This window comes from Klebsiella sp. P1927, from assembly GCF_018204675.1.
In the GTDB taxonomy this organism is placed as follows: domain Bacteria; phylum Pseudomonadota; class Gammaproteobacteria; order Enterobacterales; family Enterobacteriaceae; genus Klebsiella; species Klebsiella pneumoniae.
Genome location: NZ_CP073377.1, coordinates 1,261,554 through 1,284,340, shown reverse-complemented (window position 1 = coordinate 1,284,340; position 22,787 = coordinate 1,261,554). Strand labels below are relative to the sequence as shown.

Annotated in this window: 16 protein-coding genes; 8 read left to right on the top strand and 8 right to left on the bottom strand. The window is 58.5% G+C overall.

Annotation, left to right across the window (positions count from 1 at the left end):
* The first annotated feature begins 13 nt into the window (after positions 1-13).
* Positions 14-664, top strand: a complete 651-nt coding sequence (gene rcsB, locus KB892_RS06580; RefSeq protein ID WP_002913007.1) for a response regulator transcription factor RcsB — start codon at positions 14-16, stop codon at positions 662-664.
* A 45-nt stretch (positions 665-709) separates the two neighbouring features.
* Here the strand turns inward: rcsB and rcsC are convergent, their stop codons facing one another.
* Positions 710-3,550 (bottom strand): two-component system sensor histidine kinase RcsC, encoded by a 2,841-nt coding sequence (gene rcsC, locus KB892_RS06575; protein WP_002913009.1) that lies wholly within the window; start codon positions 3,548-3,550, stop codon positions 710-712.
* A gap of 131 nt (positions 3,551-3,681) precedes the next feature.
* Positions 3,682-6,315 carry a DNA topoisomerase (ATP-hydrolyzing) subunit A gene (gyrA, locus tag KB892_RS06570; RefSeq protein ID WP_022644761.1) on the bottom strand — a complete coding sequence of 878 codons (2,634 nt, stop codon included), beginning with the start codon at positions 6,313-6,315 and terminating at the stop codon, positions 3,682-3,684.
* Positions 6,316-6,461: 146 nt separating this feature from the next.
* Between gyrA and ubiG the strand changes: the two genes are divergently transcribed.
* From ubiG to yfaE, 4 genes are all read left to right on the top strand, one after another.
* On the top strand, positions 6,462-7,190 hold the full coding sequence (gene ubiG / locus KB892_RS06565; RefSeq protein WP_002913014.1) for a bifunctional 2-polyprenyl-6-hydroxyphenol methylase/3-demethylubiquinol 3-O-methyltransferase UbiG: 729 nt from the start codon (positions 6,462-6,464) through the stop codon (positions 7,188-7,190).
* Positions 7,191-7,534: 344 nt separating this feature from the next.
* Positions 7,535-9,820: a class 1a ribonucleoside-diphosphate reductase subunit alpha gene (gene nrdA, locus KB892_RS06560; protein ID WP_062955004.1), complete on the top strand. Its 2,286-nt coding sequence runs from the start codon at positions 7,535-7,537 to the stop codon at positions 9,818-9,820.
* 101 nt (positions 9,821-9,921) lie between these two features.
* The gene (nrdB, locus tag KB892_RS06555; RefSeq protein WP_004140835.1) at positions 9,922-11,052 is read left to right on the top strand and encodes a class Ia ribonucleoside-diphosphate reductase subunit beta; all 1,131 of its coding nucleotides are present in this window, start codon (positions 9,922-9,924) and stop codon (positions 11,050-11,052) included.
* Positions 11,052-11,306, top strand: a complete 255-nt coding sequence (gene yfaE / locus KB892_RS06550; protein WP_002913017.1) for a class I ribonucleotide reductase maintenance protein YfaE — start codon at positions 11,052-11,054, stop codon at positions 11,304-11,306. Before nrdB ends, yfaE begins: the two co-directional genes overlap by 1 nt.
* 463 nt (positions 11,307-11,769) lie before the next feature.
* On the opposite strand, the gene glpQ is transcribed toward yfaE, so the two are convergent.
* Positions 11,770-12,840 carry a glycerophosphodiester phosphodiesterase gene (gene glpQ / locus KB892_RS06545; RefSeq protein WP_004214637.1) on the bottom strand — a complete coding sequence of 357 codons (1,071 nt, stop codon included), beginning with the start codon at positions 12,838-12,840 and terminating at the stop codon, positions 11,770-11,772.
* A gap of 9 nt (positions 12,841-12,849) precedes the next feature.
* On the bottom strand, positions 12,850-14,196 hold the full coding sequence (gene glpT / locus KB892_RS06540; protein ID WP_002913019.1) for a glycerol-3-phosphate transporter: 1,347 nt from the start codon (positions 14,194-14,196) through the stop codon (positions 12,850-12,852).
* A gap of 271 nt (positions 14,197-14,467) precedes the next feature.
* Here glpT and glpA point away from each other — a divergent pair, with 271 nt between their 5' ends.
* From glpA to glpC, 3 genes are read left to right on the top strand one after another with little or no spacing between them, the layout of a single operon-like run.
* Positions 14,468-16,090, top strand: a complete 1,623-nt coding sequence (glpA, locus tag KB892_RS06535) for an anaerobic glycerol-3-phosphate dehydrogenase subunit A (RefSeq protein ID WP_002913020.1) — start codon at positions 14,468-14,470, stop codon at positions 16,088-16,090.
* On the top strand, positions 16,080-17,339 hold the full coding sequence (gene glpB / locus KB892_RS06530) for a glycerol-3-phosphate dehydrogenase subunit GlpB (protein WP_004151111.1): 1,260 nt from the start codon (positions 16,080-16,082) through the stop codon (positions 17,337-17,339). Before glpA ends, glpB begins: the two co-directional genes overlap by 11 nt.
* Entirely contained in the window at positions 17,336-18,514 is a 1,179-nt protein-coding gene (gene glpC / locus KB892_RS06525) for an anaerobic glycerol-3-phosphate dehydrogenase subunit GlpC (RefSeq protein WP_002913041.1), read from the top strand. Before glpB ends, glpC begins: the two co-directional genes overlap by 4 nt.
* Positions 18,515-18,535: 21 nt before the next feature.
* On the opposite strand, the gene yfaU is transcribed toward glpC, so the two are convergent.
* Genes yfaU through KB892_RS06505 form a run of 4 tightly spaced genes read right to left on the bottom strand, consistent with a single transcriptional unit; the run spans position 18,536 to position 22,687 of the window.
* Positions 18,536-19,339 (bottom strand): 2-keto-3-deoxy-L-rhamnonate aldolase, encoded by an 804-nt coding sequence (gene yfaU, locus KB892_RS06520; protein ID WP_002913043.1) that lies wholly within the window; start codon positions 19,337-19,339, stop codon positions 18,536-18,538.
* 14 nt (positions 19,340-19,353) lie between these two features.
* Positions 19,354-20,643: an MFS transporter gene (locus tag KB892_RS06515; RefSeq protein WP_002913045.1), complete on the bottom strand. Its 1,290-nt coding sequence runs from the start codon at positions 20,641-20,643 to the stop codon at positions 19,354-19,356.
* A 42-nt stretch (positions 20,644-20,685) separates the two neighbouring features.
* Complete coding sequence (gene rhmD / locus KB892_RS06510) at positions 20,686-21,891, bottom strand: L-rhamnonate dehydratase (protein ID WP_004175029.1); 1,206 nt, start codon at positions 21,889-21,891, stop codon at positions 20,686-20,688.
* A gap of 10 nt (positions 21,892-21,901) precedes the next feature.
* Positions 21,902-22,687 carry an IclR family transcriptional regulator gene (locus KB892_RS06505; protein WP_002913046.1) on the bottom strand — a complete coding sequence of 262 codons (786 nt, stop codon included), beginning with the start codon at positions 22,685-22,687 and terminating at the stop codon, positions 21,902-21,904.
* Positions 22,688-22,787 lie beyond the last annotated feature (100 nt).

Here is a 22,787-nt window from a genome sequence, read left to right as displayed (position 1 = left end):
GGTAGCCTTATACATGAACACTATGAACGTAATTATTGCCGATGACCATCCGATCGTACTGTTCGGTATTCGTAAGTCACTTGAGCAAATTGAGTGGGTGAACGTCGTTGGCGAGTTTGAAGACTCCACGGCCCTTATCAACAATCTTCCGAAGCTGGACGCCCATGTGCTGATCACCGATCTGTCCATGCCCGGTGACAAATACGGCGACGGGATCACGCTGATTAAATACATCAAGCGCCACTTCCCGGATCTGTCGATCATTGTTCTGACCATGAACAACAATCCGGCGATCCTCAGCGCGGTGCTGGATCTGGATATCGAAGGGATCGTCCTCAAGCAGGGGGCGCCGACCGACCTGCCAAAAGCGCTGGCCGCGCTGCAGAAAGGGAAGAAATTCACCCCGGAAAGCGTCTCTCGCCTGCTGGAAAAAATCAGCGCCAGCGGCTATGGCGATAAACGCCTGTCGCCGAAAGAGAGCGAAGTACTGCGCCTGTTCGCCGAAGGTTTCCTGGTAACCGAGATCGCCAAAAAGCTTAATCGCAGCATTAAAACCATCAGCAGCCAGAAGAAATCGGCGATGATGAAGCTGGGCGTCGAAAACGACATCGCCTTGCTGAACTACCTCTCTTCCGTCTCGCTGAGCGCGACGGACAAAGAGTAATCTCTTCGCCCTCTCCGTCTCGCCCCGGCGAGACGGAGCTCCCCATTATTCCCGCCCTTTACGCACCCGCGCCGCATATACCGTCAGCGTTTGCTTCAGTACGTCGAGGGTGACCGGCTTGGACAGACAACTGTCCATCCCCGATTCCAGACAGCGCTGCTTCTCTTCCGCCAGGGCATTGGCCGTTACGCCAATCACCGGCAGCGTCAGGCCAAGCTGACGAATGCGCTGCGTCAGGCGATAACCATCCATATTAGGCATGTTGACGTCGCTGAGCACGATATCGATGTGCTGCTTGCTGAGGACGTTGAGCGCGTCGATCCCGTCGTTCGCGGTCACGCACTGGTAGCCGAGCGAACCCAGCTGATCCGCCAGCAGGCGGCGGTTGATCGGGTGATCGTCGACCACGAGGATCATCATGTCGTCGTTATTGCCGGCCTGCGCCTCCGGGGCCATCAGCGCCGGGCTATTTTCCGCACTCGCGAGCGCAACATGGAAAATACGCCCCAGCAGCGGCAGCAGTTCGTGGGGAGTCGTCACGCTGTGCAGCCATTCGCCGGCGGACCGCTCCTGCGGAATACCGATATGACGGCGACAGAAGATGACCATGGCCCTTCCCTGCCATCCGCTCAGCGCCTCATCGTCAGTGAGTAAGACATCCTCGGCGTCCGGCGTTTCACCGGCATGGCGGCGGACCGTCAGGCCGTGGTAGCTGAGCAGCGAGGTGACGAACATCGCCAGCGAAGTGTTATGAATCGCCAGCCAGCAGGTCTTGCCAGCGAAACCGTCTCTGCTCACCGGTGAGGTATTCTGCACGCCATACAGAGGAATACGGATGGTAAAGCGGCTACCCATCCCCGGCTCGGTTTCGACAGCAATATCGCCATCCATCATGCTGATCAGTTTTTCACAGATCGCCAGGCCAAGGCCGGTGCCCTGAAAATTGCGCTGCACGCCGGTCCCCACCTGGAAGAAAGGATCGAAGAGGCGCAATACCTCTTTCGCCGGGATCCCCTCTCCAGTGTCGCGAACGCTAATCTGCAGATAATCCCCCGCGCACTGGACGTGCAGGACAATACAGCCGGTATCGGTGAACTTTATCGCATTGCTGAGCAGATTTGAGATCACCTGCTGCAGGCGCATCGGGTCGCCGGACATTTGTTCCGGAACGTCCGGCTCGATAAAGCAGTACAGGCCCAGCTGCTTGCGCACCACCAACGGCAGATAGTTAGCGGAGATATGGTTCATGACTTCGCGCGGAGAGAACTCCCGCGGCTCGATCTTCAACTGCTCGGACTCGATTTTCGAGAAATCAAGAATATCGCTGATGATTTTCAGCAGCAGGCTGGAGGAGTTGTTCATCGCCGTCACAAGGCGATCGACGCCTTTCGGCAACGCTTTGGTCTGCAGCAGATCGAGGTTACCGATGATGCCATACAGCGGGGTACGCAGCTCATGGCTAACGGTCGCCAGGAACATCGATTTCGACTGGCTGGCCTGCTCCGCCGCCTGGGCCATCTCCTGCAGCGACTCCTCCATTTTCACGCGGGCGGAAACGTCCACCAGCACGCAAATGGCGACGTTTTCATTGCGATAGCGTGAATGAACAAAGCTAATCTGCAGGTTGGTATGGTTGCTGGTCAGCACGTCGACAAAATTGACCTGCTGGCCGCAGATGATCTGCGTCAGCCGCTGGCGGTCCTCGTGGGTCAGCATGTTCAGGTAGTTGTGCGCCAGTTCATTACTGAGAATATTGGTCCCGTCGGCAGTGCGCAGAATACAGATCCCTACCGGGGCAGAAGCCACAATTTTGCGGTTGAACTGCTCGTGCTCTTCCAGGCGCTGGGCGTCATTCTCCGCGGGGATAAAAATGCGCCGCTCATACATCCGCGCCAGCGCGAACAGCATCGCGCCGCTGAGGATATTAAGAACGATAGCATTGATGATCAGCATACGGATCCGCTCCAGCACCTGATCTACCGAGACGGAATAGACGATGCTCAGGGAGGACGGCGAGAGGCTTTTTTTCAGCACCAGCTCGCGGAAACCCGAACTGTAGCCAAACCACATCCGCTCCTGCATCCACTTCGCTTCGCTCTGGATTTTACCTTCCGCACCGGCCAGCGAAATCAGCGGCTGGCCGTTATCGTCAAAGATCGTCACGCTCATCGGCAAACTGCCCGGCGTAAAGAAGCTTTCCATGCGGATGGTCTGCTCCACGCCTAGCATCGCCTGCAGGCGATTGGCCATATAGACCGGCGTCAGGGCGTAAAAATAGCCCACCCCGGGGCGAACGCCCTGGCTTATCCAGAACAGGTTGTTGCCGCGCTCATTTTGCGGCGCGTTGCGATATTGCTCTATGCGCTGATGCAGGACTTTCAGCGCCTGATCGCGCTCAATCGGCACGTCCCGCAGGCCAAAGTTGGCCATGCAGAGGTTATCGCTGCCGATGAGAAAGATGCGGTTAAGGTCGTAGGCGGCAGTAAAATTATCCCGCCAGTAGCGCATAAACCATGCCAGCGACTGCAGCGAATTACGCCAGGTGGCGCTCATCGCGCTGCAGTCGGAATCGGGGTACAGGGGTTCAAAGTTGGGCACCGCCATATCGCCGTTTTGCCCTTGCGCTACCGCGTCCCCTGCCGACAAGCGATTACCGGCGACATACTTCAGCTCTTTCATTACATCCGCGGTACGCTGGATATAGCGCTGGGCCTGATCGGCGTTGAGATTAAGCTCCTGATGGATTTCGGCTTCCCGCTCGTGCAGCGCGTTGACGATATAAAACACAGAGACAAACGCAATAAGCAGCCACAGCAATACCGCCAGCGCTCTGAACAGATAACGTGAAACCTTCAGGGTTGTATGAAAAGAGGCAAGATATTTCAATGTGGCGATGCTCGGCCGTCAGGGACTCAACAGAATGCGGTTAAGGTAGCGGTAAACCGGCTTTGCCGCAATGTTAATGCAAAAAGGGCCGGGAAAATACCCGGCCCTTCCAGAACATTTACCTCGGACGATTATTCTTCGTCTTCGGCGATGTCGTCATCGGTATCCGCTTCCGGGGCGATATCGTCATCGCCTTCCGCCGCGCTACCATCGATGGCATCCAGCTCTTCATCATCCACCGGCTCAGCCACGCGCTGCAGACCCACCACGTTTTCATCTTCCGCGGTGCGGATGAGGATCACGCCCTGGGTGTTACGGCCCACGATGCTCACTTCGGAAACGCGGGTACGCACCAGCGTCCCGGCGTCGGTGATCATCATGATCTGATCGCAGTCATCCACCTGCACGGCGCCGACCACGGAACCGTTACGCTCGGTGACTTTGATCGAAATAACGCCCTGGGTGGCACGCGACTTGGTCGGATACTCCGCCGCCGCGGTACGTTTACCGTAACCGTTTTGCGTCACCGTCAGGATCGCGCCTTCGCCGCGTGGAATAATCAGCGAGACGACGCTGTCGTTTTCCGCAAGCTTAATACCGCGTACGCCGGTGGCGGTACGGCCCATGGCGCGAACGGCGTCTTCCTTGAAGCGTACAACCTTACCGGCCGCGGAGAACAGCATCACTTCATCCTGACCAGAGGTCAGATCGACGCCGATCAGCTCATCGCCTTCGTTCAGGTTGACCGCGATGATACCGGCGGAACGCGGACGGCTGAACTCGGTCAGCGCGGTTTTCTTCACGGTACCGCTGGCGGTCGCCATAAAGACGTTGACGCCCTCTTCGTACTCGCGGACCGGCAGGATGGCGGTGATGCGCTCATCGGCTTCCAGCGGCAGCAGGTTGACGATCGGTCGACCGCGCGCGCCGCGGCTGGCTTCCGGCAGCTGATAGACCTTCATCCAGTACAGACGGCCGCGGCTTGAGAAGCAGAGGATGGTGTCATGGGTGTTAGCCACCAGCAGGCGGTCGATAAAGTCTTCTTCTTTAATGCGCGCTGCCGATTTGCCTTTACCGCCACGACGCTGTGCTTCGTAGTCGGTCAGCGGCTGATACTTCACATACCCCTGATGCGACAGGGTGACCACCACATCTTCCTGGTTGATCAGATCTTCGATGTTAATATCAGCGCTGTTGGCGGTGATTTCGGTACGACGTTCGTCGCCGAACTGATCGCGGATCAGCTCCAGCTCTTCGCGAATCACTTCCATCAGACGGTCGGCGCTGCCGAGAATGTGCAGCAGCTCCGCGATCTGCTCCAGCAGCTCTTTATATTCGTCGAGCAGTTTTTCATGCTCAAGGCCGGTCAGTTTCTGCAGACGCAGATCCAGAATCGCCTGAGCCTGCTGCTCGGTCAGATAGTATTTACCGTCGCGCACGCCGAACTCTGGCTCCAGCCATTCCGGACGCGCGGCGTCATCCCCGGCGCGCTCCAGCATCGCCGCGACGTTACCGAGATCCCACGCCTGGGCAACCAGCGCCGTTTTCGCTTCTGCCGGGGTCGGCGCGCGACGGATCAGTTCGATAATCGGGTCGATATTGGCCAGCGCAACGGCCAGCGCTTCGAGGATATGCGCCCGGTCGCGCGCTTTGCGCAGTTCGAAAATCGTACGACGGGTCACCACTTCACGGCGGTGGCGTACAAACGCGGCGATAATGTCCTTCAGGTTCATGATCTTCGGCTGACCATGGTGCAGAGCTACCATGTTGATGCCGAAGGAGACCTGCAGCTGGGTCTGGGAATAGAGGTTGTTAAGCACCACTTCCCCTACCGCATCGCGCTTCACTTCAATCACGATGCGCATCCCGTCTTTATCAGACTCGTCACGCAGCGCGCTGATGCCTTCCACGCGTTTTTCTTTGACCAGCTCGGCGATTTTCTCGATCAGGCGCGCTTTGTTCACCTGATACGGAATTTCGTGCACGATGATGGTTTCGCGGCCGGATTTCGCGTCCACTTCCACTTCCGCGCGCGCGCGGATGTACACTTTACCGCGACCGGTGCGATAGGCCTCTTCGATGCCGCGACGGCCATTGATAATGGCGGCGGTCGGGAAATCAGGGCCAGGAATATGCGCCATCAGCCCTTCAATGCTGATGTCTTCATCGTCAACATACGCCAGACAGCCGTTAATCACTTCCGTCAGGTTATGTGGCGGTATGTTGGTGGCCATCCCTACGGCGATCCCGGAGGCGCCGTTCACCAGCAGGTTAGGAATTTTGGTCGGCATGACGTCCGGAATACGCTCCGTACCGTCATAGTTGTCGACGAAATCGACCGTCTCTTTTTCAAGATCGGCCATCAGCTCATGAGCGATTTTCGCCAGACGAATTTCGGTATAACGCATCGCCGCGGCGGAGTCGCCGTCGATGGAACCAAAGTTACCCTGGCCGTCCACCAGCATGTAACGCAGCGAGAACGGCTGCGCCATACGCACGATGGTGCCGTATACCGCGATGTCGCCGTGCGGGTGGTATTTACCGATTACGTCACCAACGACACGGGCTGATTTTTTATAGGCTTTGTTCCAGTCATTGCCCAATACGTTCATGGCGTAAAGTACGCGACGGTGTACCGGCTTCAGGCCATCTCGGACATCCGGCAGCGCACGGCCAACAATGACCGACATCGCATAATCCAGATAAGAGTTCTTAAGCTCTTCCTCAATGTTGACCGGTGTAATTTCTCTCGCAAGGTCGCTCATCTAACCGCTATCCCTCTACTGTATCCCGGATTCAAAGGTCGCAAATTATAACACAGCCGCGCTAATAGAGGTAAAGCAATACGGTTTATTCATGGCGCGCTGCTGATATACTCGCAGGTCTGAACAGAAAAGGAGTAAAAGCGCCCATGAATGCCGAAAAAACGTCGGTAGCCCCTAACGTCGATCATGCTGAAATCGCCAAATTCGAAGCCGTCGCCTCGCGCTGGTGGGATCTGGAGGGCGAGTTCAAACCGCTCCACCGCATCAACCCGCTGCGGCTGGGCTATATTGCCGAACGCTCCGGCGGCCTGTTCGGTAAAAAAGTCCTCGATGTCGGCTGCGGCGGCGGCATCCTCGCCGAGAGCATGGCGCGCGAAGGCGCGACGGTCACCGGGCTGGACATGGGGGCCGAACCGCTGCAGGTCGCCAGGCTGCACGCCCTGGAGAGCGGTATTCAGGTAGACTATGTTCAGGAAACAGTTGAGGAACATGCCGCGAAGCATCCCCAGCAGTATGACGTTGTGACCTGCATGGAGATGCTGGAGCACGTCCCCGACCCGCAGTCGGTGGTGCACGCCTGCGCGCGGTTAGTGAAGCCCGGCGGACAGGTCTTCTTCTCCACCATCAACCGCAACGGCAAGGCCTGGCTGATGGCGGTAGTCGGGGCGGAATATGTCATGAAGATGGTGCCCAAAGGCACTCATGATGTGAAGAAGTTTATCAAGCCGGCCGAGCTGCTGGGCTGGGTAGATCAGACTACTCTGAAAGAGCAGCATATCATCGGTCTGCATTACAATCCGCTGACCAATACCTTCAAGTTAGCGCCGGGGGTTGATGTTAACTATATGTTGCATACCACCGCCAAACAGGACTGAGGTCAGCACCTCCGCTTATGATGATTGCGCGGCATCAAGCCGCGTGATTATTTCTTCCGATGAAGAAATCAGCACTCGATCAAATTTTCATTTTTTTTTCTGTTTTATTGACTTCTTCTCCAGGCCTTATGCGACGTGGACTTGCGGATTATTACCCTTCCGCAACCTCAATTTAACGTCAAAATCAACCCTTGTACTCAAAAGATTCCTTACTAAAATACTCACCATATAGCGTTTCTTTTATCGACAACCCCCTACATATAGTATTTATCCACAGAGTTAGTCACAACGGCCTTCTGTGGATAAACGGGGGATATTTTCTTTCACGGACAGGTAAAATCCACATGAATCAGAGTCTGCTGGTGACAAAGCGCGACGGGACCACCGAGCGCATCAATCTCGACAAAATCCATCGCGTACTGGATTGGGCGGCAGAAGGACTGAATAACGTTTCGATTTCCCAGGTAGAGCTGCGCTCCCATATCCAGTTCTATGACGGCATCAAAACCGCGGACATCCACGAAACCATTATTAAAGCCGCTGCGGATCTGATCTCCCGCGACGCACCGGATTACCAGTACCTCGCCGCGCGTCTGGCGATTTTCCATTTGCGTAAAAAAGCCTTCGGTCAGTTTGAGCCGCCGGCGCTCTACGATCACGTGGTGAAGATGGTTGAGAAAGGTAAATACGATCATCATCTGCTGGAAGACTACACGGAAGAAGAGTTCCAGCAGATGGACGGTTTCCTCGATCACTGGCGCGACATGAACTTCTCCTACGCAGCCGTTAAACAGCTGGAAGGCAAGTATCTGGTACAAAACCGCGTCACCGGCGAAATTTATGAGAGCGCGCAGTTCCTCTATATTCTGGTCGCCGCTTGCCTGTTCTCGAACTATCCGCGCGAAACGCGTCTGGACTATATCAAGCGTTTCTACGACGCGGTGTCCACCTTTAAAATCTCGCTGCCGACGCCGATCATGTCCGGCGTGCGTACCCCAACCCGTCAGTTCAGCTCCTGCGTGCTGATCGAGTGCGGCGACAGCCTGGATTCCATCAACGCCACCTCCAGCGCGATTGTGAAATACGTTTCCCAGCGCGCCGGCATCGGCATCAACGCCGGGCGCATTCGCGCGCTGGGCAGCCCGATCCGCGGCGGCGAAGCCTTCCACACCGGCTGCATTCCGTTCTACAAGCATTTCCAGACCGCGGTGAAATCCTGCTCGCAGGGCGGCGTGCGCGGCGGCGCGGCAACCCTCTTCTACCCAATGTGGCATCTGGAAGTGGAAAGCCTGCTGGTGCTGAAAAACAACCGTGGTACCGACGCCAACCGCGTTCGTCACATGGACTACGGGGTACAGATCAACAAGCTGATGTACACCCGTCTGCTGAAGGGCGGCGATATTACCCTGTTCAGCCCTTCCGACGTCCCGGGCCTGTATGACGCCTTCTTCGCCGATCAGGACGAGTTTGAGCGCCTGTACACCCAGTACGAGCAGGACGATAGCATTCGTAAGCAGCGTATTAAAGCCGTTGAGCTGTTCTCGCTGATGATGCAGGAGCGCGCCTCTACCGGCCGCATCTATATCCAGAACGTCGACCACTGCAACACCCACAGCCCGTTCGATCCGGTAGTCGCCCCGGTGCGTCAGTCTAACCTGTGCCTGGAGATTGCTCTGCCGACCAAACCGCTGGAAGATGTCAACGACGAAAACGGCGAAATCGCGCTGTGCACCCTGTCGGCCTTCAACCTCGGGGCTATCGACAGCCTCGACGAGCTGGAAGAGCTGGCGGTGCTGGCGGTGCGTGCTCTGGATGCGCTGCTCGACTATCAGGATTACCCCATCCCGGCGGCTAAACGCGGTGCGATGGGGCGTCGTACGCTGGGTATCGGCGTGATCAACTTCGCTTACTATCTGGCGAAGCATGGCAAACGCTACTCCGACGGCAGCGCCAACAACCTGACGCACAAAACGTTCGAAGCGATTCAGTTCTATCTGCTGAAGGCCTCTAACGAGCTGGCTATCGAGCAAGGCGCCTGCCCGTGGTTCAACGAAACCACCTATGCGCAGGGCATCCTGCCGATCGATACCTATAAGAAAGATCTGGACGGCATCGTCAGCGAACCCCTGCACTACGACTGGGAAGCATTGCGCGAATCCATTAAAACCCACGGCCTGCGCAACTCCACGCTCTCCGCGCTGATGCCGTCCGAGACCTCGTCGCAGATCTCCAACGCCACCAACGGCATTGAGCCGCCGCGCGGCCACGTGAGTATCAAAGCGTCCAAGGACGGTATCCTGCGCCAGGTGGTGCCGGATTACGAAAACCTGCAGAACGCCTACGAGCTGCTGTGGGAGATGCCGAACAACGACGGTTATCTGCAGCTGGTGGGTATCATGCAGAAGTTTATCGACCAGTCGATCTCTGCCAACACTAACTACGATCCGACGCGCTTCCCGTCCGGAAAAGTGCCGATGCAGCAGTTGCTCAAAGACCTGCTCAACGCCTATAAATTCGGCGTCAAAACGCTGTACTATCACAATACCCGTGATGGCGCTGAAGACGCTCAGGATGACCTGGCCCCGTCCATTCAGGACGACGGCTGCGAAAGCGGCGCTTGTAAGATCTAAGGTATTTTTGCCGGGTAACGCTACGCTTACCCGGCCTACGTTTGTGTAGGCCCGGCCAACCCATTCCTGCCGGGCAATACAGTTCAACAGGACTTACTTCAATGGCATACACCACTTTTTCACAGACGAAAAACGATCAGCTGCTGGAACCTATGTTTTTTGGCCAGCCGGTTAACGTGGCCCGCTACGATCAGCAAAAATACGACATCTTTGAAAAGCTGATTGAAAAGCAGCTCTCCTTCTTCTGGCGCCCGGAAGAGGTTGACGTTTCCCGCGATCGCATCGACTACCAGGCGCTACCGGAACACGAAAAACATATTTTCATCAGCAACCTGAAGTACCAGACGCTGCTCGACTCCATCCAGGGCCGTAGCCCGAATGTGGCGTTGCTGCCGCTGATCTCCATCCCGGAGCTGGAGACCTGGGTAGAAACCTGGGCCTTCTCCGAAACCATTCACTCGCGTTCGTACACTCACATCATCCGCAACATCGTCAACGACCCGGCGACCGTGTTCGACGACATCGTCACCAACGAGCAGATCCAGAAACGTGCGGAAGGCATCTCTCACTATTACGATTCGCTGATCGAGATGACCAGCTACTGGCATCTGCTGGGCGAAGGCACCCACACCGTCAACGGCAAAACCGTGACCGTGAATCTGCGCGAGCTGAAAAAGAAACTCTATCTGTGCCTGATGAGCGTTAATGCCCTGGAAGCGATCCGCTTCTACGTCAGCTTCGCCTGCTCCTTCGCCTTTGCCGAACGCAAACTGATGGAAGGCAACGCCAAAATTATCCGCCTGATCGCCCGCGATGAAGCGCTGCACCTGACCGGCACCCAGCATATGCTGAACCTGCTGCGCTCCGGCAGCGACGATCCGGAAATGGCGGAAATCGCCGAAGAGTGCAAGCAGGAGTGCTATGACCTGTTCGTGCTGGCGGCGCAGCAGGAGAAAGAGTGGGCGGACTACCTGTTCCGCGACGGCTCGATGATCGGCCTGAATAAAGATATTCTCTGCCAGTACGTCGAGTACATCACCAATATCCGCATGCAGGCGGTGGGCCTCGATCTGCCGTTCCAGACCCGCTCCAACCCGATCCCATGGATCAACACCTGGCTGGTCTCCGACAACGTTCAGGTGGCGCCGCAGGAAGTGGAAGTCAGTTCTTATCTCGTCGGCCAGATCGATTCTGAAGTCGATGCCGACGATCTGAGTAACTTCCAGCTGTAATGAAGCGGATCTTCCTGAAAATCTCTGACACTCGCCTTGAGTGTCAGGATGAACACCCTTCCCTGCTGGCGGCGCTGGAGTCGCATAATATCGACGTCGAATATCAGTGCCGCGAAGGCTACTGCGGCTCCTGCCGCACGCGCCTGGTCTCCGGCCAGGTTGACTGGCTGACCGAGCCGCTGGCCTTTATCCAGCCAGGAGAAATTTTGCCCTGCTGCTGCCGGGCGAAAGGCGATATTGAGATCGAGATGTAGTCTTGTCAGGTGGCGCTACGCTTACCTGACCTACTGTTCCAGGACCGGCCGTTTACGCACTGCCGCCCTGGGCTGCTGAAACTGCCGGTGTTGACGGCCTCAAAATCGCTGAGACGTTCCCGGAAGGCCGGGGCAGCCCGCATGGATGCGGGCTGAGGGCCGTGTTTTGCATGGACGCTACCTCGGCCCGACCCGAAGCCTGCAGGGATAAGTCGAAGGGACCGCGCAGCGGCGATTTTGCTGGCCGGAGCCCGGGGGTACAGGGGGAGGCGGCGACTGGCCTCCCCCTGTGCGCTCCCTGCGCTATGAAAGGCATAACGCAGAAGAAATATCGGGAGCGCAATCTTCCAGGAAATAACATAGAACAAACGTTATTCCCGGGTCGAAATCGTTGCACGCCGAGAACAGTGTCAACAAAACCGCAGTTCGTACGCCGGGTAAGGCGTAGCCGCCACCCGGCTTTTTAGCGTTTCGCGTCCAGGAACTGCACCGCTTTATCCGGGAAATCGGTAAATAAGCCGTCGACGCCCGCCTGGTTATACAGTACGTCATAGAGCTGATTAACGTTAGTCGCGTACTCCGGCAACTGATCCGCGCGCACGGTGTACGGATGCACCTGCAGATGGCTGGCATGCGCCTCTTTCACCATCGCCGTCAGCTTCACCGCCCCCGGCTTCGAGCCTTCCGCTACCAGCATATGGTAATCCGGGCCGATGCCGTCCGCGTACTGCGCAATCTGCGCCATCGCCCCTGGCTTGAACATCCAGTCATAGCTGTAGTTCACCCACTTACCATCGGCCTGTTTCTGCTGGGTTTCATTCCAGTCGGTATAGGCGATGAGCTGCACCAGATTGAGATCCATCCCCATCTTCGGCTCCAGCTCATTTTTAATGCGTTTGAGCTCGTTGGCGTCAAAGCACTGCAGATAAACCTTATCCTGCTTGCTGGTATAGCCATATTCCTTCAGCACCTTCAATGTGCTGGCGGCAATATCTTTGCCTTCCTGGTGGTGGAACCACGGCGCTTTGATTTCCGGGTAGATACCGATGTTTTTGCCGGTGGAATGATTCAGCCCCTGGACAAACTCAATCTCCTCTTCAAAGGTATGAATACGGAAATCGGATTTGCCCATCGGGAATCGCCCGGGATAGGTTTGCACGTTCTTACCATTTTTCGGCTCAAAACCTTCGGTGAACTTCAGCGACTTAATCTCGTCCAGGGTAAAGTCGATGGCGTAGAAACGGCCATCTTTACGCGCCCGCTGCGGGAAACGCTGCGCAACGTCAGTCACCCGATCGAGATAGTGGTCGTGTAACACCACCAGCCGGTCGTCTTTGGTCATCACCAGGTCTTGCTCAAGGTAATCCGCCCCCTGAGCGTAAGCCATCGCTTTCGCCGGCAGGGTATGTTCCGGCAGATACCCGCTGGCGCCGCGGTGGGCGATGACCATTTTATCAGCCGCTGTCGCGCTGAAGCACAGCGCCGAACTGGACAGAATCATTCCGCTCATCAGCGCGGTAAGTTTCATTTTCATCGCCGCTCCTTAGGCTTGTTTCAGCTGTTGGTGATGGCGACGTTCACCGAGCATCACGATAACCAGCAGGATAACCGCCAGCACGCTGCCGCCGATCATCACCATAAAGCCGCCGTCCCAGCCGAAGAAATCGACGGTGTAGCCGACGATAGCGCTCGCGGCCACGGAACCGCCAAGATAGCCGAACAGGCCGGTGAAGCCCGCGGCGGTCCCGGCGGCTTTTTTCGGCGCCAGCTCGAGGGCATGCAGACCAATCAGCATCACCGGGCCGTAGATCAGGAAGCCAATGATGATCATACAGGCCATATCGACGCCCGGATTACCCGGCGGGTTCAGCCAGTAAACGACAGTGGCGATGGTCACCAGGGTCATAAAGAACACGCCGGTGGCGCCGCGGTTGCCTTTAAACACTTTGTCCGACATCCAGCCGCACAGCAGCGTGCCCGGGATCCCCGCGTACTCGTACAGGAAATAGGCCCAGGAGGATTTATCCAGCGCGAAGTGTTTAACTTCTTTCAGGTAGGTCGGCGACCAGTCGAGAATGCCGTAGCGCAGCAGATAAACGAAGACGTTAGCGATAGCGATGTACCACAGCAGCTTGTTCGGCAGAATGTATTGCATAAAGATCTGCTTCGCCGTCAGCTCTTCTTCGTGCTTTTCGCTGTAATCGTCCGGGTAGTCGTTTTTATATTCTTCAATCGGCGGCAGACCGCAGGACTGCGGGGTGTCGCGCATCATCGCAAAGGCGAAAATCGCCAGCAGAATGGCGCCGAATGCCGGCATATACAGCGCCGCGTGCCAGTCGTTAAACCACGCCATCCCTAACAGGAACAGCAGCGGCGGAATGCCGCCGCCGACGTTATGCGCGCAGTTCCACACCGAGACAATCCCACCGCGCTCTTTCTGCGACCACCAGTGCACCATGGTCCGGCCGCACGGCGGCCAGCCCATCCCCTGGAACCAGCCGCAGAGGAACAGCAGCACGAACATTATCATGATGCTGGACGTCGCCCACGGCACGAAGCCCATCACCAGCATCACCAGCGCGGCTAGGATCAAGCCAGCCGGCAGGAAAATGCGCGGATTCGAGCGGTCAGAGACCGATCCCATGATGAATTTCGAAAATCCATAGGCGATGGAGATACCGGAAAGGGCGAAGCCGAGGTCGCCACGAGAGAACCCCTGCTCGATAAGATAAGGCATCGCCAGGGCAAAGTTCTTACGAACCAAATAGTAGGCGGCATAACCAAAAAAGATGCCAATAAAAATCTGCCAGCGTAATCGGCGATATAGCGGGTCAATCTCCGCTGCTGGCAAACGCGCTTTATGCGCGGCGGGTTTAAAAATACTTAACATATCAGCCTCCGTGGCCCTTGCTGTTTTCTACTGACGTCACGACAAAATCCCAGATTAATCACCAACTTCAAATATGGTCGCGATGGTAGGCAATACGTAGAGTTGATACTGTGAAACATCGCACAATTTGTTACAGAAATATGACAAAACGTTCCAATGTGAGCACGAAATCACATAACACGCTCAAATAACGCGCGAATATGCTCGAAATCAAACAATAACCTTACTATTTGTGGCTAAATGGCGTTAAACGAAAGCAGAGGAGCTGAAGATGACGGGACGTCTTGATAGCGAGGTCATTATCATCGGCGGCGGAGCAACCGGCGCCGGTATCGCCCGCGACTGCGCCCGGCGCGGATTACGAACGCTGCTCATTGAGCGCCATGATATCGCCACCGGGGCGACCGGCCGGAATCATGGACTGCTGCACAGCGGCGCCCGCTACGCGGTGACCGACAACGAATCCGCCCGCGAATGCATCAGTGAGAACCGCATTCTGCGCCGCATCGCCCGCCACTGTATTGAACCGACCAATGGGCTGTTTATCACCCTGCCTGAAGATGACCTGGCATGGCAGCAAACCTTTATCGACGCCTGTCAGCAGGCTGGCATAGAGGCCACGCCGCTCTCGCCGCAGGAAGCGCTGCGCCGGGAGCCCGCCGTCAACCCGACGCTGCTGGGCGCGGTGCAGGTCCCGGACGGTACCATCGACCCGTTTCGCCTCACCGCGGCCAATATGCTCGACGCCCGCGAACACGGCGCGCAGATCCTTACCGGCTGCGAAGTAACAGGCCTGCTGCGCCGGGGCGATCGCGTCTGCGGCGTCCAGGTATACGACCGCCAACTTCACCAGGCCCGCACTCTGTACGCCGGGATGGTGGTTAACGCCGCCGGGATCTGGGGGCAGCGTATTGCGGAATATGCCGACCTGCGCATCACCATGTTCCCGGCGAAGGGATCGCTGCTGATCCTCGATCATCGGATTAACAACCTGGTGATCAACCGCTGCCGTAAGCCGGCCGACGCCGATATTCTGGTGCCCGGCGATACCATCTCGCTGATCGGCACTACCTCAATGCATATTCCTTATGACGAAATTGACGACAACCGGGTAACAGCGGCGGAGGTCGATACCCTGCTCCGCGAAGGGGAAAAGCTGGCGCCGGTCATGGGCCGCACCCGGATCCTCCGCGCCTACTCCGGCGTCCGCCCGCTGGTGGCCAGCGATAACGATCCCAGCGGGCGCAGCGTCAGCCGCGGCATCGTCCTGCTCGACCATGCCCAGCGTGACGGTATGGAAGGCTTCATTACCATCACCGGCGGCAAGCTGATGACCTATCGCCTGATGGCCGAGTGGGCCACCGACGCCGTCTGTCGTAAGCTGGGAAACACCACCCCCTGTACCACGGCCGAAGCCCCGCTGCCCGGTTCACAGGAGCCAACGGAAAGTACCCTGCAAAAGATTATCTCCCTCCCCACCCCGCTGCGCGGCTCGGCCGTCTACCGTCACGGCGATCGCACCCCGTCCTGGCTTGGCGACAGCCGCCAGCACCGTAGCCTGGTCTGCGAATGTGAAGCCGTCACTGCCGGTGAAGTGAAATACGCGGTGGAAAACCTGGCGGTCAACACCCTGCTCGACCTGCGCCGCCGCACCCGGATTGGCATGGGGACCTGTCAGGGGGAACTCTGCGCCTGCCGCGCTGCCGGCCTGCTGCAGCGCTTTAACGTCACCACGCCCGCGCAGTCGTTAACCCAGCTCTCGGAATTTCTCAATGAACGCTGGAAGGGCGTGCAGCCCATCGCCTGGGGCGATGCGCTGCGCGAAAGCGAATTCACCCGCTGGGTCTACCTCGGCCTGTGCGGATTGCCACAGGAGCACCGGGATGAAGTTTGATTGCGCGATTATCGGCGGTGGGCTCGCCGGCCTGCTGTGCGGGCTGGCCCTGAATCAGCACGGCCTGCGCAGCGTCATCATCAGCCGCGGGCAGAGCGCGCTGCATTTTTCCTCCGCGTCGTTAGACCTGCTCTCGGCGCTGCCCAACGGCGATCACGTCACTGACGTCGCACAAGGTCTGCAGCAACTCGCTGAACAGCTTCCTGAACACCCTTATTCCCGGCTCGGCGCCGAGGCGGTACTCGAATACGCTACGCAGACCGAAGCCCTGCTGGCCGCCTGCGGCGCGGTGATGCAGGGCGATGCGCGCCGGCCGCACCGGCGGGTAACGCCGCTGGGGACGTTGCGCCCGGCATGGCTGTCGCCCCTTGAGGTGCCTGTCGAGCCCCTGCCGTCGCAGGGCGCCTGTCTGGTGGGGATCAGCGGCTTTGCTGATTTTCAGCCGCATCTCGCCGCCGCCGCGCTCGGTCAACACGGAGTTACCGCCGCGGCGGTGGAAATCGAGTTACCGCTGCTGGATGTGCTGCGTGATAACCCGACCGAGTTTCGCGCCGCCAATATCGCCCGCGTCCTGGATGATGAGAATATGTGGCCGGCCCTGCATGCAGCGCTGCTACCGCTGGCGCAGCAGTATGACCTGCTGATCATGCCCGCCTGTTTTGGCCTCGCCGACGATCGCCTGTACCACTGGCTGCAGGCGCGTCTACCCTGCCCGCTGCGTCTGCTGCCGACGCTGCCGCCCTCGGTTCCCGGGATGCGTTTGCATTCTCAGCTGCAACGCCAGTTCATTCGCGAGGGCGGCGCCTGGCTCGCAGGCGATGAGGTGGTGAAAATCAGCCATCGACAGAACGCCGTCGAGGCGGTCTGGACGCGAAATCACGGCGATATTGCGCTGCGTCCGCGCTTTACCGTGCTGGCCAGCGGCAGCTTTTTCAGCAACGGTCTTGTCGCCACTCGCGATAGCGTGCGCGAGCCGATCCTCGGCCTCGACCTTCACCAGACTCTGCCACGGGAAAGCTGGTACCAGCGCGATTTCTTCGCCTCACAACCGTGGCAGCGCTTCGGCGTGAAAACCGATGCCCTGCTGCGCCCCCTGCTGGGCGGGCAGCCGTTCCATAATCTGTTCGCCATCGGCTCATTGCTCGGCGGGTTCGATGCCATTCAGCTCGGCTGTGGCGGCGGCGTCTGCGCCGTTACCGCGCTGCACGCCGCCAGACAGATCCACGCCCTTGCCGGAGGCCGGCCATGAACGATACCCGTTTTGAAAGCTGCATTAAGTGCACGGTCTGTACCACCACCTGCCCGGTAAGTCGGGTCAATCCGCGCTATCCCGGCCCGAAACAAGCGGGGCCGGACGGCGAACGCCTGCGTCTGAAGGATGGCGCGCTGTACGACGAGGCGCTGAAGTACTGCATTAACTGCAAGCGCTGCGAGGTCGCCTGCCCGTCGGATGTGAAAATTGGCGATATCATTCAACGCGCCCGGGCACAGTACGGCCAGCAAAAGCCGACCCTGCGCGACGCCATCCTCAGCCATACCGACCTGATGGGTACCCTTTCCACCCCCTTTGCCCCCCTGGTCAACGCCGCCACCGGCTTAAAACCGGTGCGCCGTCTGCTCGACGCGACGCTCAACATCGATCACCGGCGTACGCTGCCGAAATATGGTTTCGGCACCTTCCGCCGCGCTTACCGCCAGCTCGCCGCCCGTCAGAAGCAGTACAGCGAACAGGTGGCTTTCTTTCATGGCTGCTACGTCAACTATAACCATCCACAGTTGGGTAAAGATCTGATTCGCGTCGTCAACGCGCTGGGTACCGGGGTGCAGTTGTTATCAAAAGAAAAATGCTGCGGCGTACCGCTGATCGCCAACGGTTTTTTCGACAAGGCGCGTAAGCAGGCGCAGAGCAACGTCGCCGCGATGCGGGAAAACACGCTACCGATCATTGCCACCTCCTCGACCTGCGCCTTTACGCTACGTGATGAATACCCCCATCTCCTCGATGTCGATAACAGCGATCTTCGCGATCGCGTCGAGCTTGCCACCCGCTGGATCTGGAAACAGCTGGCTGCCGGCAGGACGCTACCGCTGCGCCCGCTGCCGCTGAAGGTGGTCTATCACACCCCGTGTCATATGGAAAAGATGGGCTGGTCGCTGTATACCCTCGAGCTGCTGCGGCTGATCCCCGGCCTGCAGCTGGAGGTGCTGGATTCACAGTGCTGCGGCATCGCAGGCACCTACGGGTTTAAAACTGAGAATTACGCGGTATCCCAGGCTATCGGCGCCCCGCTGTTCCGTCAGATTGAGGAGAGCGGGGCCGACCTCGTCGTCACCGACTGCGAGACCTGCAAATGGCAGATTGAGATGTCCACCAGCAAACGCTGCGAGCATCCGCTGACGGTGCTGGCGCAGGCGCTCGTCTGAGCCCAGCGCCAGCCTGTGCCGTCAATAGCTCGTTTTCTCTTGCGGCTGGGCGCTGGCAGATTTAAACATCGCCAGCCGGCGGTCCAGCGCCTGGGTATACAGCATGGTATCCACCCCGACGGCGACAAAGTTGGCCCCCCAGGCAAGACATTTTTCCGCCATCGCCGGGTCGACCGCCAGAAATCCGGCCGCTTTCCCCGCCGCGCGAATGCGCCGGATGCTCTGCTCGATCACCCGCTGCACGTCAGGGTGACCGGCATCGTCCGGGTAGCCCAGCGAGGCGGAGAGATCCGCCGGACCGATGAACACCCCGTCAATGCCGTCCACCTCGAGAATAGCGTCCAGGTTCTCCAGCGCGGTTCGGCTCTCGACCTGAATCAGCAGACAGAGTTCGTCATTCGCCTCCGCCATATAATTCTCCACCCTTCCCCAGCGCGCCGCTCTCGCCACGCCGGCGCCAACGCCGCGGCTCCCGATGGGGGGATAACGGGTCGCTGAGACCACCTCCCGAGCCTGCTCGGCGGTATCGACCATCGGCACCAGCAAGGTTCTGGCGCCAATATCCAGCACCTGTTTTATCAGGCTGCGGTTGCCCTCGACCGGGCGAATGACCGGCTGGCTGGCATAGGGGGCAATCGCCTGCAGCTGATGATAAAGATCCTGAATGGTGTTCGGGGCATGCTCGCCGTCGATCAGCAGCCAGTCGTATCCCGACGTCGCAGCGATCTCCGCCATGTAGGATGAGGTGGAGCTCAGCCACAGGCCGATTTGCGTCTCACCGCGTAATAATCCCCGTTTGAAGGGGTTAGATAACAGTGCGTTCATAGCGATTCCTTTATTCAATGCTGTACGCTGCCGCGCTGGGGTACCGCGCGGGTAAGGCTCAATGAAAAGATAATGACCACCCCGACAATGGCGACGCCGGCCAGGGTTAACAGTCCGGCGGCGCTGCTGGCGAACAACGTTTCGGCCTGCACGCGCACGATCGGCGCCAGAAAACCACCGATGGCGCCAAACAGGTTAACAAAGCCAATCCCTGCGGCCAGCGCCGTGCCGGACAGCAGCTGCGTCGGCATCGTCCAGAAGACCGGCTGCACGGCGATCACCCCGACCGCCGCCACGCACAGCGCGATGATAGCCAGCACCGGCGCCACCAGTCCGGACACTGCAATCCCGACCGCCGCCGCCAGCAGCGTCAGGGCGGCAATATTGCGTCGCTCGCCGGTGCGATCGGAGTAGCGAGGGATAAGCCAGGTGCCAAACAGCGCCGCCACCCACGGGATGGCCGTCACCACCGAGGCAACGAAGCCGACTTTGGTGCCCAGCAGCGCAGCAACCTGGGTGGGCAGGAAGAAAATCAGACCATAGACCGCCACCTGAATGGTCAGATAAATCAGCGCCAGCTGCCAGACCCGCCCGTTACGCAGCGCATCGGACAGGCGCGAGGCAATCTTTTTCTCCTCCTCGCGCGCCAGCTCGCTTATCAGCGCCTGTTTCTCCGCTGCGCTCAGGAAGCGGGCATGCTGCGGCGAATCGTCCAGCCAGAAGAAGGTGAACGCTCCCGCGGCGACGGCGAGCAGGCCTTCAATGACAAACATCCAGAACCAGCCGGGATGGCCCATAAATCCATGCATCTCCAGCAGCGCACCGGATAAAGGCGATCCCAGCGTCAGGGCCAGCGGCGCGCCCATATAAAACAGCCCCATAATGCTGGCGCGGTTTTGCTGGGGAAACCACTGTGAAGTGAGGTAGATCATTCCGGGAAAGAAGCCCGCCTCCGCCGCGCCCAGCAGGGTACGTACCAGCAGGAATTTCGCTTCCGTATCCGCCCACGCCATCGCCGCCGACAGCACGCCCCACAGCAGCGTGGTGCAGCCGATCCATCGCCTGGCGCCAAATTTGCGCATCAGCAGATTGGCCGGCACCCCGAGGAAGGCATAGACCACAAAGAAGATACCGGCCCCCAGCGCGTAGGCCTCATTGCTGAGTCCGGTATCCAGCTGGTAGGTCTCTTTGGCGAAACCGATATTAGAACGGTCAAGAAACGCCAGCACGTACAGCGCCAGCATAAAGGGGATTAAGCGGGCGCGGTTTTTCTTCACCACGCTCTCCAGCAGAGTGTTGCTCATCATAATATCCTCAGGCGCGGGCCGCCGGGCGGCCTGACGCAATCAGTGTTGATAAGGACGCTTCAGGTTGCAGTCGCGATTGAGCTCGACGCCAAAGCCGGGTTTATCCAGGACCGATTTATGAATGCGCCCTCTCTCCGGCACCGGCTCGCCGAGCAGGATCGGGTCGAACTGCGGGCGCAGCGTGGCGCAGTCCGGACTGGTCATCAGAAACTCACTGAACGGCGTGTTGGTGAAGGTGATCACCGCATGATGTGAGTAAACCGACGAGCCGTGGGGCACTACCAGCTGCCCGCGCGCTTTGGCGATGGCCGCGATCTCCACCAGGGTGGTTAAGCCGCCGCACCAGCCGACGTCGGGCTGCATAATATCGATGCCGGTTTCCGACAGGGTGCGGAAGGACTGCAGCGTGCCGTGGTGCTCGCCGCTGGTCACCATCATCCCGGCAGGCGCCTGGCGCTTCAGCTCGCGATAGCCTTCATACTGCTGCGGCGGCAGGCACTCTTCGATCCACTTGAGGTTATAAGGGGCGCAGGCATGGGCAAGTTTGGTGGCATAGTTAACGTCCTGGCTCATCCAGCAGTCCAGCATTAACCAGAAATCCGGGCCGCATTTTTCGCGCATATCCGCCACCATGGCGACGTCTTTGCGGATCCCGGCGTCGCCATCGTGCGGCCCCCAGTGGGTAGGCATTTTGCCGCCGATAAAGCCCATCTCCTGCGCCAGGTCCGGACGTGCGCCGGTGGCATAGAACTGGATTTCGTCGCGCACCGCCCCACCCAACAGTTTGTAGACCGGCAGGCCAACCACTTTCCCGAACAGGTCCCACAGCGCCAGGTCGACACAGGAGATGGTATTCATCACCAGGCCGCCGGATCCCGCGTAGTAAAGGGTGGCGTTAAGCATCTGGTCATGGATCAGTTTGATATCGCTGACGCATTTGCCTTCGATAAAGCGGTTGAGATGTTTTTCGACGATAAAGCAGCCCATCTCCCCGGCCGTCGACACCGCAAAGCCGGTCTGTCCGTTGTCGGCTTCCACTTCCACAATCAGCGTCCCCAGCACGTTGATGCCAAACGACTGCCGGGACTGCTCATACTGTTTATATTTGCTCATCGGGGTGGCGATATGATCGTCAATCCAGTGGTTAGCCCCCTGGTCATGGTAATCGCCGCCGCCGGCGCCCTGCTCTGCTGTGGCGCCGCCGATGAACCAGGCGCGGACGTGTTTAATTTTCGGTAGGGTCATGATGTTCTCCTTATGATGAGGCGAGTTGTTCGAAGGGGCTTTTCCACCCCAGCAGACGTGAAATATCTTTCGCGCAGGCAATCGCCTTACCAGCCAGGTAATCGCGATTGTCTTCATTGATTTGCAGACGGGTACCCACCACCGAGATGGCGGCGGTCAGGTCGTTATTGGCGTTAAATACCGGGGCAGCCACGCAGCGCACATCCGGATAGTCCTCGCCATTATCAAAGCTCCAGCCCCGGGCGCGGATCCGCCCCAGCTCCTCCCGCAGCTGTTGAGCATCGGTGATGGTCGTTGGCGTGGCCCGCTCCCACTGTAGGTCTTCGATAATCGACGCCTGAACGCTGGCGGGCTGCCAGGCCAGCAAACATTTGCCGATCCCGGAGCGGTAAAGAGACAGGCTCTTACCCTCATGCGAGCGCACGCTGATGGTGGCGGGAGACTCAATTTTCAGAATGTAGTAGGCGTTACCCTGATCGATAATGCCCAAGTGACAAAGCAGGCCGCACTCATCCATCAGCCGGGTGAGGCGCGGCCGCGCCAGCTCGCGCAGGTCCATTTTGCTCAGCGCCTGCCCGGCCAGCTCCACCAGCTTGGTCCACAGGCAGTAGTTATCCTGATTATCCATACTGATGAAGCGCTGCTTTTTCAGCTCGCCCAGCAGCAGATACACCGTGCTTTTCGGGATCCCCAGCTCCGCTATTATCGTCGCCGCGCTGCAGGGGCCGATGCGGCCAATTAAATTGAGGATCTCAATCGCGCGGGTCAGCGCCGGGACTTTCGTTGATTCCAACATACTGGACTCCAATCCTGAATACTGGAATCAGTGTTGCGATTGTCCGGGCGGTAAAGTGTGAGCGACATCGCGGGGCAATCGTTTTCCCGTATACTGGACC

Bases quoted from the DNA above. Each gene is read 5' to 3' on its own strand.
- rcsB (WP_002913007.1), top strand. From the start codon at position 14: ATGAACACTATGAACGTAATTATTGCCGATGACCATCCGATCGTACTG.
- gyrA (WP_022644761.1), bottom strand. From the start codon at position 6,315: ATGAGCGACCTTGCGAGAGAAATTACACCGGTCAACATTGAGGAAGAG.
- ubiG (WP_002913014.1), top strand. From the start codon at position 6,462: ATGAATGCCGAAAAAACGTCGGTAGCCCCTAACGTCGATCATGCTGAA.
- nrdA (WP_062955004.1), top strand. From the start codon at position 7,535: ATGAATCAGAGTCTGCTGGTGACAAAGCGCGACGGGACCACCGAGCGC.
- nrdB (WP_004140835.1), top strand. From the start codon at position 9,922: ATGGCATACACCACTTTTTCACAGACGAAAAACGATCAGCTGCTGGAA.
- yfaE (WP_002913017.1), top strand. From the start codon at position 11,052: ATGAAGCGGATCTTCCTGAAAATCTCTGACACTCGCCTTGAGTGTCAG.
- glpQ (WP_004214637.1), bottom strand. From the start codon at position 12,840: ATGAAAATGAAACTTACCGCGCTGATGAGCGGAATGATTCTGTCCAGT.
- glpT (WP_002913019.1), bottom strand. From the start codon at position 14,196: ATGTTAAGTATTTTTAAACCCGCCGCGCATAAAGCGCGTTTGCCAGCA.
- glpA (WP_002913020.1), top strand. From the start codon at position 14,468: ATGACGGGACGTCTTGATAGCGAGGTCATTATCATCGGCGGCGGAGCA.
- glpB (WP_004151111.1), top strand. From the start codon at position 16,080: ATGAAGTTTGATTGCGCGATTATCGGCGGTGGGCTCGCCGGCCTGCTG.
- glpC (WP_002913041.1), top strand. From the start codon at position 17,336: ATGAACGATACCCGTTTTGAAAGCTGCATTAAGTGCACGGTCTGTACC.
- yfaU (WP_002913043.1), bottom strand. From the start codon at position 19,339: ATGAACGCACTGTTATCTAACCCCTTCAAACGGGGATTATTACGCGGT.
- KB892_RS06515 (WP_002913045.1), bottom strand. From the start codon at position 20,643: ATGAGCAACACTCTGCTGGAGAGCGTGGTGAAGAAAAACCGCGCCCGC.
- rhmD (WP_004175029.1), bottom strand. From the start codon at position 21,891: ATGACCCTACCGAAAATTAAACACGTCCGCGCCTGGTTCATCGGCGGC.
- KB892_RS06505 (WP_002913046.1), bottom strand. From the start codon at position 22,687: ATGTTGGAATCAACGAAAGTCCCGGCGCTGACCCGCGCGATTGAGATC.